This is a genomic window from Bordetella muralis (assembly GCF_054781015.1).
Window position 1 is genome coordinate 946,038 of the sequence record NZ_BAAGVF010000008.1, and the last position, 14,203, is coordinate 960,240.

Consider the following 14,203-nt stretch of genomic DNA (forward strand, 5'->3'; position numbering starts at 1 on the left):
TGCGCCCCCAATGTGAATTGGCTGCATCGCAAGCTTCACATTCACCATTCGCACATTCAGGAGCCAGAAAATGGCAGACCTTTTCGACAATCCCATGGGACTCATGGGTTTTGAGTTCATTGAGTTCGCCTCGCCCACGCCCAACGTCATCGAGCCCGTGCTCGAAAGCATGGGGTTCACCAAAGTCGCGAACCACCGTTCCAAAGCAGTCTCTCTGTTTCGCCAAGGCGACATCAACGCCATCGTCAATAACGAGCCTCACAGCCCCGCGGCCTACTTCGCAGCCGAGCACGGCCCCTCTGTATGCGGCCTGGCGTTTCGCGTGCGCAACGCGCAAGAGGCTCACAAGCGCGCCCTGGAACTCGGTGCGCAACCTGTCGAGATCCATACCGGTTTCATGGAACTGCGCCTGCCTGCCATCAAGGGCATTGGTGGCGCGCCTCTCTACTTGATCGACCGTTTCGAAGAAGGCTCGTCGATTTACGACATCGATTTTGTGTTCATCGATGGCGTAGACCGCCACCCTGTGGGCGCCGGCCTGAAGATCATCGACCATCTGACCCACAACGTTTATCGTGGCCGCATGGCGTATTGGGCCGATTTCTACGAAAAACTCTTCAATTTCCGCGAGATCCGTTACTTCGACATCAAGGGCGAATATACCGGCCTGACCTCAAAAGCCATGACGGCGCCCGATGGCATGATCCGCATCCCCCTGAACGAAGAGTCCTCCAAAGGCGCCGGCCAGATCGAAGAATTCTTGATGCAGTTCAACGGAGAGGGCATCCAGCACGTTGCCTTTCTGACCGACGATCTGCTCAAGACCTGGGACGCACTGAAAGCTCATGGCACACGGTTCATGACCGCACCGCCCGAGACGTACTACGAGATGCTGGAAGGCCGTCTACCTGCGCACGGCGAACCCACCGCCGAGCTGCAATCGCGCGGCATCCTGCTGGATGGGACATCCGACGGCGGAGAACGCCGTTTGCTGCTCCAGATTTTCTCCGAGACGCTGCTGGGCCCGGTGTTTTTTGAATTCATCCAGCGCAAGGGTGACAGCGGTTTCGGCGAAGGCAACTTCAAAGCGCTGTTCGAATCCATTGAACGGGACCAAGTGCGCCGTGGCGTGTTGTCCACGGACTGACACCAGTAATGCCCCGGACGTCAGACAACGGCATTCCTTTGACTAGCCTGCGTTCCGGGGCCTTTCCCTCTGACGCACCTGCGTGGTCGCATGGTGTCACCCATGCGACCACGCACTGTAGAGCAACGCAGCTCCGGAGACGAAAAGCAACATATCGACCATCAAAGCAAAGACGTTTGACGAGAGTCGTAGCACCAGCGGTTTGCTGGCAAAAGTGCCGAGCATGATGCCGGCGCCGACCAACAAACCCTGCAGGGCCGTCTGCATCGACAACGCATCCTGAGCAAAAAAGGTGCTGACTTTGCTGACATACAACAGCACCGATGTGGCGCCATCCGTTCCCAGAAATGCCCCGCCGCTAAGCCCGTAAGCAGTGAATGCCGGGATACTCAAGGGCCCGGTAGAAAGCACCAGTCCTGTCAAAAATCCGATGACGACACCGCATACCCCCAACTGAAACAACGACATTTGGTACTGCAATTGCCGCAGCTTGTGCCGAATCGGGATCATGCACCAGAAGAAAAACCCGAGGGTCGCGTCGATCACCCACGCCGGCAGGGCTAACAGCGTATGCGCGCCCAAGGCGGCAGCGGGAATACCGGGCAGACCATAGGCGAACGTTGCCCGCCAGTCGATCTGCTTGAACCAGACCATGACACGCGACAGATTGCCCATGATGGCTGCCATCGCCATGATCGGCATGGCGGCCTTGGGTCCATACGACTGCACCAATACCGGCAACAGCATGAGAGACGATCCCGTGCCCACCACGCCGCTGAACGCACCGGCAATCAGCGCAACGGCCAGCACGTAGACATAATTCTCCACAGCGATCAGGACTCCTCTTCGTAGACCATGGACTCCCCTGTGGCATAGAACTGCCCGCCCGCGATGTAGTGCAAACTGCGCCATGCAGGATCTGCAGATTCAAAATGCCAATGGCCATCCTTGAATACGCGCTCATCCGCCCAGGCGCCCACAATCTCGCCGATGAACAGATCGTAGGTCTGCTGATTATGTGGTTCGGCAATGAGCTTGCACGCCATCCATGCCGAGCAACTCTGCACGAAAGGCAAATCGCCATAGCCGTCCATACGAAACAGTTCTACGCCGATCTCGGCCAGTTTGTCGGGATCGTTGGTCAGACTCCGATTGCCGACCTCATGAGTCAGGCGCAACTGCGCCACCGTCGGCACCTGAACCACAAACATCCCGCTTTGCTCGACCAACTGGCGCGTTTTGGTGATCTTGTCCAGGACCACAGTAAGTTTGGGCGGGGCAAAATCCAATGCGCATGCCCAGCCTACCGCCATGACATTGCTCACCCCCTCATGGCGGGCCGATACGAGGACCGTAGGACCATGATGGAGCAGGCGCGACGCTTTGGCTAACGGCACCGGGGAAATATGACGGGTCATCACGGGACTCCTGCTGATGAATGCGTGGACAGCATCTTAGTCGAGACGCCGCCATTCCGTAGCACTACGGAGTGTAAGACCCGCAATCCAGTGCCATAATGCTGTGCACTATGCCCCGATCTCTCATGCGGCCAATCCTGATATGGCTGCTGCTCCTCGTTTTCGGCGTCGTCGGCATTGGTTTGCAAGACTACGCCAGCCAGCGCGATCGGTTCGTCCAGGATACGAGCATCGTGCACCGCATGCTCAGCCAAAAGGCCGTGCAGCATGAGGCCGTGCTCGCGACCTTGGCCGCGCTATCGCATCCTCCCGCTCCTGAACGCCTGTTCCCCAGCCTGCAACCGGCGTTGCCGCAGTTGGAGGCAATCGGACGGCTAAACGAGGACACATGGCGTGGCAGTTCCCCGTCGCCGAATGGAATGACGGGCGCCTTGGCACAAGCCCGTCAGGTCGATCACCCCGTCGTGTTACCGGGAAATGCGGCCACCTCTTATTGGCTCGTCGACCCCTCGGGTTGGAGTATCCTGCTCAGTGCACAGAGATTGCTAGGGCGCGAAGACATCCCTCTTACGCTCAGTGCCGTCAGCTTATCGTTACCTTCCGGGCAACTCGATCTGCTGGGTTCAGCGTCACCGCAGCATCCAATGGGTCTGGTACTCCAGCGCAGCAAGCCGCTAGGTGCAGCGAGCCAGCCGTTTACCTTGCATACCTTGCAGATTCTAACGCCGGCGTCTTGGCCGTGGATGGCCTGGCTGGCCTGGGCCTTGACCAGCGCCGCGCTGGTTGCCGGTTGGACATTGTGGCAACGTGCGCGAGCCTACGCCTTGCGTGAACGGGAGCAGTCGCGCTTGGCCGCAATCGGGCGGCTAAACACCCTCGGAGAAATGGCGGCGGGAATAGCTCATGAACTCAACCAGCCATTGACGGCTATCCTGGCGCAAACCGGTGCTGCACAACGCTTGCTCGAAGATCCCGACGAGCAGCCTCAGGTGCGCCGAGCCCTGCAGGCGACAGCCGGTCAGGCACGTCGGGCAGCCGAGATACTCGAACGTCTGCGCGCCTTGATGGCGCGTGGAGAACCCGCTCAACGTTCGGCGCTGAGCCCTGATGACCTGATCGCGTCGCTGCGTTTCTTACGTGAAAGCGAACTGGCGCGAGCCGGGATACGAATCAGCTGGACCAACGACGCCCCGGGTGCACGCGCGCTGGGTGACCGCGTCGCGCTGGAGCAGATTCTGCACAATCTGGTACAGAATGCCGCGGATGCGCTCGCTACGCACGCGGGCCCCCGCGTGCTGGATATCCGCGGTCGTGTGCACGAGTCACGCTACGAATTCATCGTGCGCGACAACGGTCCTGGAATCCCCGCCGACAAGCTGCCGAAGATCTTCGATCCGTTCTACACCACGCGGGCACAAGGCATGGGACTCGGCCTGACACTTTGCGAGACCCTGGCCGGCACCATGGACGCGCATCTGCATATTGAGAACCACGCAGAGGGCGGCGTCTGTGCGACACTGTCACTGCCACTGTACTCTGAACGCCAGGATTCGGGCGTTTCTGGCTCGCCTCAGAAACACGAAGCTCACTGCTAAGGTAGCCTAGCAACTACGCCATGGACGACTACTCGAATCAATCACCGCTCGTATACATCGTGGATGATGACGAGGCCGTACGCGATGGCCTGTCGATGCTGCTCTCGAGTGTCGGGCTGCGCAGCGAAGGGTTTGGCGATCCACAAGCCTTTCTAGCGCAGGGGCACCAATACGCAATCGGCTGTCTGGTCCTCGATATCCGTATGCCCAGCATCAGCGGCCTGCAGGTGCTCGAACAAGTCGTCGCACACTCTGATCTGCCGACTATCATTCTGACGGGCCATGCCAACGTCGATCTGTGCCGGCGTGCATTCAAAACCGGCGCCGTCGAATTCCTGCAAAAGCCGGTGGACGACGATGTGTTTCTGGATGCGGTACAGGCTGCTGTACGTCAGCACATCGCCAGCCGTGAAAAACTTGCAGCCACGCTCGAGGCTACGGAGCGCCTGGGCACATTATCGGGTCGCGAAGAAGAAGTCCTGCGGCGTGTCGTCGAAGGGATCAGCAATAAACAGATCGCGCGCGAACTGGGCCTGTCGCCCCGCACCGTAGAGACCTATCGAGCGAATGTCTTCACCAAACTCGAAGCGCAATCTCTGGCGCAATTGATACGCCAGTATGCCGCTTTGCTCGCCTGAGTCTCCGTAGCGCTACGGAGACTGGAGCGTGTTCGTGCGCATATCGGCGCACAGCGTATCTCAATACAATGTCCTTGTCGTAACTACACAGACCAAGGACTCCACCATGATCCGCAAAACCCTCGCCCTGCTCTGCCTCGCAGCCCTGTCCCAAGCCGCCAATGCCGCCGTCGTCACCACACACAAGCTCGCGCTGGCAGATGCCCAGAAACTCGCCGCCGACACCGTTGCCGTCTGCCAGGCCAAAGGTTACGCCGTGAGCGCCGCCGTCGTCGATGGCAGCGGCCAATTGCAAGCCTTTGCGCGCGCCGACAAAGCCGGTCCGCACACGATCGATGCGAGCCGCGCCAAAGCGTTCACATCGGCATCGGCCAAGCAGCCCACGCTGGCCATGATGGAAAACTCACAGAAGAACCCGGGCGCGGCCAACCTGAAAGACATTCCGGGATTCTTGTTATTGGGCGGTGGCGTGCCGCTCAAGCAAGGCGATGAAGTCATCGGCGCTATTGGCGTAGCTGGCGCGCCCGGTGGACATCTCGATGCGCAATGCGCCGACGAGGCCATGAAAAAATAAGACGGATCGGTCAGTATGAAGGGACATGGGCCGCCACCCCGGCTGCGGTCCATGTCCGCGCCACCGTCGATATTTGAGAATACGCGCTTTCCTCTGAATGGCTAGGACTCCATCTGAGGGCGGTTCATTCAGCGGCTATGTACCACACTGTATCTGTTTCTCTACACAGATACTCAACGTCTCTCAGCCTGTTCGGACGCGACACAAGGCAGATACAACCAAGGCTTTCAATACTCCTACCAACTTTTGAGGAGTGAAAGTCATGTCGGAACCCATCAATACCCGCCGCCGTCGCCTGATCCAGACCACCGTGGCCGGTCTGGGCCTCATGGAATTGACCATGAGCGGTCTGGCCCACGCACAAACATCGATCGCCAAAGCCGGCGCAGCCGCGAGTCAACCGTTTGCAAAGTTCGACGAGATCAAGCAGATCCAGGTAGGTCCCCTGAATATCGGGTACGTGGATGCAGGTCCGCGCAATGGTCCTGTCGCCCTCTTGGTGCATGGCTGGCCCTACGACATTTATAGCTTTGCCGAAGTCACCCCTCGGCTCGTGGCTGCAGGCTATCGCGTCATCGTGCCCTACCTGCGCGGCTCGGGTTCGACCACGTTCCTGTCGGCGGATACTGTCCGCAATGGCCAGCAAGCGGTGTTCGCGATGGATCTGATCGGATTGCTGGATGCGTTGAAAATCGAGACCGCCGTCCTGGGCGGATTCGACTGGGGTGCGCGCACCGTCAACATCATGGCGGCGCTTTGGCCGAAGCGATTCACCGGCATGGTGTCGGTCAGCGGCTATCTGATCGGCAGTCAGGCTGCCAACAAAGCGCCCCTGCCCCCCGAAGCAGAATTGGCGTGGTGGTATCAGTTCTACTTTGCCACCGAGCGTGGCCAGGCCGGCTACGATGCAAACCGTGATTCGTTCAACAAGCTCATCTGGAAACTCGCTTCGCCTCATTGGAATTTCGACGACGCGACTTTTAACCGTACTGCCCAATCTTTCCAGAATCCTGATCACGTTGCGATCGTGATTCATAACTATCGCTGGCGCCTGGGTCTGGCACAAGGCGAATCGCGCTACGACGACCTGGAACAGCAACTCGCAAAAGGACCGGTCATCACCATCCCATCAGTCACGATGGAAGGTGACGCCAACGGCGCGCCGCATCCCCAGCCGGCAGCCTATGCGAAAAAATTCACCGGCAAATACCAGCATCGCAACGTCAATGGCGGCATTGGGCACAACCTGCCCCAAGAGGCTCCTAAAGACTTTGCCCAAGCGATCATCGACGTCACCCGTCTGTAAAACACCTGGAGCAAGGATCACGACATGCAACGCGTTCATCGTGCACGGATGTTCTTGTCGGCCGCACTCATGCTGTGTGCCGCTGCAGGCTCTGCATCGGCGGCGGAGCTCACGACACAAGCCGTTTCACCGATCTTCGGTGTGTCTATTCCAGAGGGCTATCGTAATTGGCAACTCATCGCCCCCGCAGAGGAGGCCGCGCCACTGGATGAGCTACGTGTCGTGCTGGGCAACCCGGCAGCAGTCAAAGCCATTCAAGACCTGAAGGGGCCGTTTCCCGACGGTTCGATATTGGTCAAGCTCGCCTACAAACGCAAGCAATCTCCCGAGTTTGCCTCAGCCACTGTACCAGGTCAGGCGACGACGGTTCAGATCATGGTGAAAGACTCGAAACGCTATGCATCGACGGGCGGTTGGGGATTTGGACGTTTCATCGGAGGCGTTCCAACAGATGCCGCGCAACATCAGACCTGCTTCGCCTGCCACGAGGCACGGGCCGCCAAGGATCGAGACTATGTATTTACGCGGTTTGCACCTTAGTCTCCCAAACGCCGCAAGATTGACTTTTGACCCTGCGCGGCGAGCCGAGCCTGTGACCCGGCGGTTGCTTTCCTCACTGCTCGGGCAGTCGTAATGGGAAAGAAGGAGCGACGATGTTGCTCCTATGACAACTCAGCCTGCAGAATCGACCCCGAGGCAGACTCCGTGAACACCACGCGCTTGCCGCCGGGGCACACGGCAACGTTAGTCACGGTGCTGCCATCGATCGGGCTTTTCAGATAATGCGTAATCTCGCCACGCGAGTTCAGGACAAACACACCGCCTAGACTCGCATGTGCAACCAGCAATTCGCCGCTCGGCAATGTCGCCAGTCCGTCCGGTCCGCTGGTGCCGAAGAATGTCTGGAAAGCACCCATTTTGCTGATCGAACCGTCATCCAGAATCGGAGCCCGCCACACCTGATTGGCGCGCGTCACGGCGACGAACAACACTTTTTGTGCGGCGTCCAATGCGATGCCGTTAGGGCTGGGCGCATTACTGAGCAGGAGGTCCAGCCGTCCACTACGCTCGTCGTATCGATAGACTCGACCTTGGGGGTCATGCAAACCGGTCTGTCCTTGATCAGTGAAGTACAGTCGTCCCTCGCGATCAAACACCAGGTCGTTGACGCCCTTGAACGACTCGCTATTGCGGTGGCCCAGCACTGTCGTGACAGATCCGGTCGCGGGATCGCAACGCAGAATTCCTCTGCGATAGTCTGCCACCCACAGGCTGCCGTCGTCATGCAGCGCCAGGCCATTCGGCCATCCGTCGGTTTCGGCAACGAGATGCCAGCTATCCGCGCCGTCAACCCGGAATATGCGGCCATGAGGGATATCGGTCACATACAACGCTCCCGTCTTGTCAAAGACAGGCCCCTCCAGAAAGCAGTCGACAATATGTCCGGCCTTGTTCGCGTCCGCCCACGCACTGCGGCGCGGCAAACGCAATTCCCGAGGCATGGAGGCGATGACGTTGGCTTCAATGACAATCGGCGGCGAAAAAGACAGATTCCACATGGCCGGTTCCTCACTCGGGTTTGATGCCGACACGCCGTCCGATGTCTGTCCAGAAAGTCACTTGCTGCTGAACATACTCGCCGAATGGCTTGACCGCCACCGAGCGGTGTCCGGCTCCCTGCCGAGCCATCAATTGCTGCATCTTCGCATCGCCCATTACCTCATTAACCAGGCTGTTCATTTTCTCGATGATCGGCTCGGGGGTACCCTTTGGCGCGGCCAAGCCAAACCAATTGATGACCTGATACGAAGGCAGTCCCGCTTGCGCGAATGTCGGGACCTCCGGCAAAGACTCCAGACGCTGATCGCCACTGACCGCGAGCGCCCGCACGCGCCCGCCCTGCACCGGCGGAATAGCGGTTGGCGCAGCCGTCACCAGGAGGTCAATCTGACCAGCCATCACATCGGCCAAGGCAGCACCAGCGCCACGGTACGGGATATGGGACATCTTGATACTGGCTTCCGAAGCAAACATCTCGGCAGCAAGATGCGTGGAACTCGCTGGCCCGCCCGAGCCGAAATTCAGCGCGCCCGGGTTTTTCTTCGCATGTGCGATCAGATCCGCCAGAGTCCTGAACGGCGATTTTTCTGGGACAACCAATACCAGCGGGGTCTCGATGATCTCAGCCACGTGAATCAAATCGTGCTCGTAGTCCCACGGCAGTTTCGCAAACGACAACGGCAACATGGCATACGTCGTATCGGTCACCAAAAAAGAACTCCCATCCGGCTTGGAGCGAACTACATCCTGAGTAGCAATAGTGCCGGATGCGCCGGATTTGTTTTCGACGATGAAAGTCTTTCCCGTAGCTTCGGATAGTTTCTGCGCGACTTGTCTGGCGGCATAGTCAGTAGTTCCTCCGGGAGCATAGGGCACAACAAGCCGAACCGGTACCGATGGCCAATCCACCGCGCTATCGGCCGCATGGGCATGACCGAACAACAGACCAAGCGATAACACAAACAATCCGCGTGACAATGCTCGGCGGCAGGTGATCGAAGTTTTCAAGCGATAATTCATTTTCCTGTCTCTTTATTCAACGCTTGTGCAAGCGCTTTTGTAAATGGCCCTGCAGCTCACTGCGGATGGCATCCTTCAGTGATATTCCTGGCCTTCAAACTTTGAATCTCTTCGTCGGAATATCCGGCTTCGCGCAATAGCGGGTCGGTATGTTCCCCGACCTCAGGCGGTTGCGTACGCAACGGCGGCTGTACACCATTGAATGCCATCGGCGTCAGCGGGACGTGCGAGGGTTTCCCGCCAGGTAACATGATTGGAGCCAGCCCCCCGGTCGCCAACAGATGAGGATCATCAAACAATTGCTCCGGGCGGGTGATCGGCGCGTATGGCAAGCCCTCTTTTTCAAATACCGCGGCCAATTCCGCCGCAGGCGTATCCGCGAGATGGGCCCGCAGCATGGGCATCAGCCAGTCCCTGGCCTGCACGCGATCATTGTTTGTCTTGAGCCGCGGGTCCGCAAACCATTCGGATAGGCCAAAGGCCCGGCAGAATATTTCCCATTGCTTGTCGCTGACCACGGCGAGAAAAATCTGCTCGCCGTTCTTGACGGTGAACACGTCGTAGATAGCCCACGCCGAAATCCGGCTGGGCATGGGTGCTGCTGCACGGCCGGTCACGGCGTACTGCATCATGTGCTGTCCGACGAGAAAGACGTTGTTCTCGAATAGCGAGGTCTGCACCTCCATGCCCTCGCCCGTGACTGCGCGCTGAGCCAGTGCCGCCATGGCGCCCATCGCGCCAAACATGCCGCCCATGATGTCGTTGACGCTCGTGCCGGCACGCAATGGGTCGCCCGAACGCCCTGTCATATAAGCCAGCCCCCCCATCATCTGCACGACCTCGTCCAAGGCCGTGCGATGCTCATAGGGGCCGGGCAAAAAGCCTTTATGACTGACGTAAATGATTTTGGGGTTTCGTGCTTTGAGCGCGGCATATCCCAAGCCGAGCTTCTCCATGACGCCTGACTTGAAGTTCTCGCTGACGATGTCGGCAGAATCGATCAAGCGCAATGCGGCCTCTATGCCTTCAGGCTGTTTGAGATCCAGCACAATGCTTTTCTTGTTCCGATTGAACATCGGAAAGAAACCTGCGCCCGATCCCAGTAGCCTGCGCGTGGAATCGCCGCCCAGCGGTTCGACCTTGATCACCTCCGCCCCGAGATCCGCCAGCAACATACCGCAGGTGGGCCCCATGACCATATGGGTGAATTCGATAACGCGGATGCCTTCGTACGGAAGACGGGACGCGGTGTTGTTAGACATGGGTTTGCAACCTATGTTGAGAAAAAGGGCCTGGAAATCCCGCCGATGCTAGGCGTGTTGAGCAAAGCCTTTCGGCAAGCCCGCGTCCGGCGTCATTCCATACAACGCCTCGCCCGGTAGCCCTGCAGCGAGCGGCGCACGTGCAGCGACGAGCTTTTCGATATCGACGCCGGTGGGCACACCCATTGCTTCAAACATGAAGACGAGATCTTCGGTCACCACATTGCCAGAGGCGCCTGGCGCATAAGGACAACCGCCCAGTCCACCCAATGAGCTATCGAACGTGCGCACGCCCTCGTCCCATGCCGCGAGGCAATTAGCCAAACCCAGTCCCCGAGTGTTGTGCATGTGTGCAGCGCCAGCGTGCTCGCCCAACTCTTGCCGCAACCGCCGAAACAGGCGGCGTACTTGTGCGGGATTCGCATAACCCACCGTGTCCGACAAGCCCGATTCATCCGCACCAGCCTGTACACACATGACCGCGAGCTTGATGACATCATCCTCGGGCACTTCACCCTGCAATGTGCATCCGAACGCGGTGGATATGCCGGCCTCGAGTTTGACGGACGGCGCGAGCTCATCGCGCAAACGTGCGATGGCTTGCACCTCTTGCACCATTTCCTGCGGTGTCTTGCGCACATTCGCGAGCGAGTGGGCATGGCTCGCCGATACGGGCATGGTCAGCTTGTGCACGCCTGCTTCCAACGCGGCTTGTGCGCCGCGCAGGTTCGGCACCAACGCCATGATGGTGACACCCGGGTGCGCCCTGGTCGCATACGTCACGACCTCTGCTGCGTCCGCCATTTGAGGCAGCAAACGGGTAGGCACAAACGAAGCCACCTCGATTTCCCGAATGCCAGCCGCCACCAACGCATCGATCCACTTGAACTTGTCTGCCGTCGGCATGGTGGCCTTGACTGACTGCAATCCATCACGCGGGCCGACTTCGCTAATCAAGACCTCGGGCTGAGGGGGCAGACTCGGCATATACGTCTCTCTTGTAAAATTCTAAATGATAGAACATCATTCTCTTGTATGAAATTAAAATACAAGCCTCGCCCCGTGTCAACCGCCCCGATTTTCCCGGGGTGAGCCCCATACGGGCGCTGATAAATTCGAACAAAGATCCCAGACGTTCTATAAGATAGAATCCTCGAACTCTGAATTGACGGAACACAAAATGCCCCGCAAAGCTGTGACGGAATCCATCGCTGACGCCGATGCAGCCCAAGGCGGTGTCGCTGCGGTTGATCGTGCGCTCAGCCTGATGTCGGTGTTCACCAGCAGCGACCATGCGTTATCCCTGCGTGAGCTCGCAGAACGGACCAGGCTATACAAAAGCACGGTATTGAGGCTCTTGGCATCGCTGGAACACGCGCAATGGATTCAACGCCTCGAAGACGGACGGTACGCCCTCGGCCCCGAGGTCGCGAGATTGCACGGTATCTACTCGGCATCTTTCTCACTGGAGCGTGTTGTCATCCCGGTGCTGCGCGAGTTAGTCGCCACCACAGGGGAAAGCGCTGCCTACCACGTGCGTCAAGGCGATGCACGGTTATGCCTGTATCGCGTTGACTCTCCCCACCCTGTGCGGGATCACATTCGGGCGGGCGATTTGCTGCCTCTGGATCGAGGCAGTGGCGGCCGTATCCTGACTGCCTTCGACGACATTCTCGGTAACGCCCCCGGCCCGGACCAGGAGCTGTACCGAAAGATCCGCAGCGACGGCTATTTTGCCGCGATAGGCGATCGCCTCTCCGAGGTCGCGGGCATATCCGCCCCTGTGTTTTCAGCGGCAGGCACCCTCGCTGCCGCCGTGACACTGACCGTTCCTGTCCATCGCTACAACCCAGCTCATGTGACAGCGGTACGGCGCGCCGCCAGCCAATTATCGAGCCGGGTTGGCTGAAAAGAACGCAATAGCGCGAATTCTCCGCTCATGACACAGGATCAGAAGTAGAATTTTTACGTTGAGTAAGGCAAGCACGCATACATCGCTATTCCTAGCCAGCTACAGGAAGCAGACATGACTCAATCCGTTCCTGCGTCACCAGAAGTCCGGCCTCTTCAGATTGACGACATCACCGTCATCGACGATAGCAAGCTTAAAAAGGCCGTCACGGCCGCTGCTCTGGGCAATGCCATGGAGTGGTTCGATTTTGGCGTCTATGGTTTTGTCGCCTTTGCATTGGGCAAAGTATTTTTTCCCGACGCATCCCCCGCGGTACAGACCATCGCTGCGCTTGGCACGTTTTCCGTGCCATTTCTGGTGCGGCCTTTAGGCGGCGTTTTCTTCGGCGTGATGGGAGACCGATTCGGGCGGCAAAAAGTGCTCTCGCTCACCATCATCATCATGGCGATCAGCACGTTCTGCATTGGATTGATCCCATCCTATGCGAGCATCGGCCTGTGGGCACCCATCCTGCTGCTGCTGTGCAAGCTCGCTCAGGGGTTTTCCGTCGGTGGCGAATACACAGGCGCTGCAGTCTTTGTGGCCGAATATGCGCCGGACCGGCGACGCGGATTCCTTGGCAGTTGGCTGGACTTTGGTTCGATCGCGGGCTTTGTATTAGGTGCTGGCCTCGTTGTGTTGCTGCAGACGATCCTGGGCGACGAAACGTTCCTGGAATGGGGCTGGCGCGTGCCTTTCTTCATCGCAGGTCCTTTGGGACTGCTTGGCCTTTATCTGCGCCACGCCGCAGAAGAAACGCCCGCGTTCACCCAGCAACTGGAAAAAATGGAGCAAGAAGACCGCGAGGCACTGAAAGAAAAGCCGACCATCTCTTTTCGCGAAATCTTCTCCAAATACCGTAAGGCACTGCTGGTCTGCATCGGCATGGTGCTGGTCACCAACATCACCTATTACATGCTGCTGACCTATATGCCGACCTATTTGTCCAGCAGCCTCGGCTACTCCGAGGACCATGGCGTACTCATCATCGTCGTGGTCATGATAGGGATGCTGTTCGTGCAGCCTGTCGTGGGTTTTTTCAGTGACAAGATAGGCCGTAAACCATTTTTGCTCGTTGGCAGCCTGGGCCTGTTTGTGATTGCGCTGCCGGCCTTCCATCTCATTGGCAGCGATAACATCGGCCTGATTTTCCTCGGCCTGCTGTTGATCGCGATATTTCTCAACTGCTTGATTGGCGTGATGGCATCGACCTTGCCGGCGCTATTTCCCACCCGTATCCGCTATAGCGCGTTGGCCAGTTCGTTCAACATCGCGATCATCATTGCTGGCTTGACGCCGACCGCCGCAGCCTGGCTGGTAGAGACAACGGGCAACCTCATGGTGCCGGCGGTCTATCTGATGATTGCCTCGGTGATCGGTTTGATCACCTCGCTCTATCTGCCAGAGACGGCCAACCGGCCATTGCGCGGCGACACACCCAACGCATCCAATCGGCGCGAAGCCAAAGCCCTGTTGCAACAAGCACTCGATCATATCGAGCAAACGGTGCAAGACGTCGACGCAGAAATCGAAGTCCTGGAGCAGCAGATCGAAACGCTGAAAGCGCGGCGCCAACGGCTGACAGATAGACATCCCGATCTGGAGTAAATCAACGCCGGGAGCGGATCATCGCAAACGGCTGCACAGACGCGTCCATATACGCCGCACCTGCAGCCGCCTGCGAGTGGGAGTATCATCAAGGGGAAGGAGAAGGCATTCCGCCGATGGCGGC

At 58.5% G+C, this 14,203-nt stretch carries 14 protein-coding genes; 8 read left to right on the plus strand and 6 right to left on the minus strand.

Annotated elements, in window-relative coordinates:
- Window positions 1-70: 70 nt before the first annotated feature.
- Entirely contained in the window at window positions 71-1,147 is a 1,077-nt protein-coding gene (hppD, locus tag ACYVIT_RS22055; protein WP_415804610.1) for a 4-hydroxyphenylpyruvate dioxygenase, read from the plus strand.
- Window positions 1,148-1,243: 96 nt separating this feature from the next.
- On the opposite strand, the gene ACYVIT_RS22060 is transcribed toward hppD, so the two are convergent.
- Entirely contained in the window at window positions 1,244-1,975 is a 732-nt protein-coding gene (locus tag ACYVIT_RS22060; protein ID WP_415804611.1) for a sulfite exporter TauE/SafE family protein, read from the minus strand.
- Between the two features lie 5 nt (window positions 1,976-1,980).
- Entirely contained in the window at window positions 1,981-2,565 is a 585-nt protein-coding gene (locus ACYVIT_RS22065; RefSeq protein WP_415804612.1) for a flavin reductase family protein, read from the minus strand.
- Between the two features lie 110 nt (window positions 2,566-2,675).
- Here ACYVIT_RS22065 and ACYVIT_RS22070 point away from each other — a divergent pair, with 110 nt between their 5' ends.
- From ACYVIT_RS22070 to ACYVIT_RS22090, 5 genes are all read left to right on the plus strand, one after another.
- Window positions 2,676-4,160 carry a sensor histidine kinase gene (locus ACYVIT_RS22070; RefSeq protein WP_415804613.1) on the plus strand — a complete coding sequence of 495 codons (1,485 nt, stop codon included), beginning with the start codon at window positions 2,676-2,678 and terminating at the stop codon, window positions 4,158-4,160.
- 20 nt (window positions 4,161-4,180) lie between these two features.
- On the plus strand, window positions 4,181-4,798 hold the full coding sequence (locus ACYVIT_RS22075) for a response regulator transcription factor (protein ID WP_415804614.1): 618 nt from the start codon (window positions 4,181-4,183) through the stop codon (window positions 4,796-4,798).
- A 106-nt stretch (window positions 4,799-4,904) separates the two neighbouring features.
- Window positions 4,905-5,372 carry a GlcG/HbpS family heme-binding protein gene (locus tag ACYVIT_RS22080; protein ID WP_415804615.1) on the plus strand — a complete coding sequence of 156 codons (468 nt, stop codon included), beginning with the start codon at window positions 4,905-4,907 and terminating at the stop codon, window positions 5,370-5,372.
- Window positions 5,373-5,634: 262 nt separating this feature from the next.
- Window positions 5,635-6,678 carry an alpha/beta fold hydrolase gene (locus tag ACYVIT_RS22085; protein ID WP_415804616.1) on the plus strand — a complete coding sequence of 348 codons (1,044 nt, stop codon included), beginning with the start codon at window positions 5,635-5,637 and terminating at the stop codon, window positions 6,676-6,678.
- Between the two features lie 24 nt (window positions 6,679-6,702).
- Window positions 6,703-7,218, plus strand: coding sequence for a cytochrome P460 family protein (locus tag ACYVIT_RS22090; RefSeq protein ID WP_415804617.1), 516 nt, complete (start codon window positions 6,703-6,705; stop codon window positions 7,216-7,218).
- A 122-nt stretch (window positions 7,219-7,340) separates the two neighbouring features.
- Here ACYVIT_RS22090 and ACYVIT_RS22095 read toward each other — a convergent pair whose 3' ends face one another.
- The 4 genes from ACYVIT_RS22095 to ACYVIT_RS22110 are packed head-to-tail and all read right to left on the minus strand — an operon-like array spanning window position 7,341 to window position 11,507.
- Window positions 7,341-8,237, minus strand: a complete 897-nt coding sequence (locus ACYVIT_RS22095; protein ID WP_415804618.1) for an SMP-30/gluconolactonase/LRE family protein — start codon at window positions 8,235-8,237, stop codon at window positions 7,341-7,343.
- 10 nt (window positions 8,238-8,247) lie between these two features.
- The gene (locus ACYVIT_RS22100) at window positions 8,248-9,258 is read right to left on the minus strand and encodes a Bug family tripartite tricarboxylate transporter substrate binding protein (RefSeq protein ID WP_415804619.1); all 1,011 of its coding nucleotides are present in this window, start codon (window positions 9,256-9,258) and stop codon (window positions 8,248-8,250) included.
- Window positions 9,259-9,314: 56 nt separating this feature from the next.
- A complete protein-coding gene (locus ACYVIT_RS22105; RefSeq protein ID WP_415804620.1) occupies window positions 9,315-10,520 on the minus strand; it encodes a CaiB/BaiF CoA transferase family protein in 1,206 nt (401 codons plus the stop codon).
- A gap of 48 nt (window positions 10,521-10,568) precedes the next feature.
- Window positions 10,569-11,507, minus strand: coding sequence for a hydroxymethylglutaryl-CoA lyase (locus tag ACYVIT_RS22110; RefSeq protein ID WP_415804621.1), 939 nt, complete (start codon window positions 11,505-11,507; stop codon window positions 10,569-10,571).
- 193 nt (window positions 11,508-11,700) lie between these two features.
- On the opposite strand from ACYVIT_RS22110, the gene ACYVIT_RS22115 reads away from it, so the two are divergent.
- A complete protein-coding gene (locus ACYVIT_RS22115) occupies window positions 11,701-12,429 on the plus strand; it encodes an IclR family transcriptional regulator (RefSeq protein ID WP_415804622.1) in 729 nt (242 codons plus the stop codon).
- Between the two features lie 117 nt (window positions 12,430-12,546).
- The gene (gene proP, locus ACYVIT_RS22120) at window positions 12,547-14,079 is read left to right on the plus strand and encodes a glycine betaine/L-proline transporter ProP (RefSeq protein WP_415804623.1); all 1,533 of its coding nucleotides are present in this window, start codon (window positions 12,547-12,549) and stop codon (window positions 14,077-14,079) included.
- Window positions 14,080-14,203: the final 124 nt, after the last annotated feature.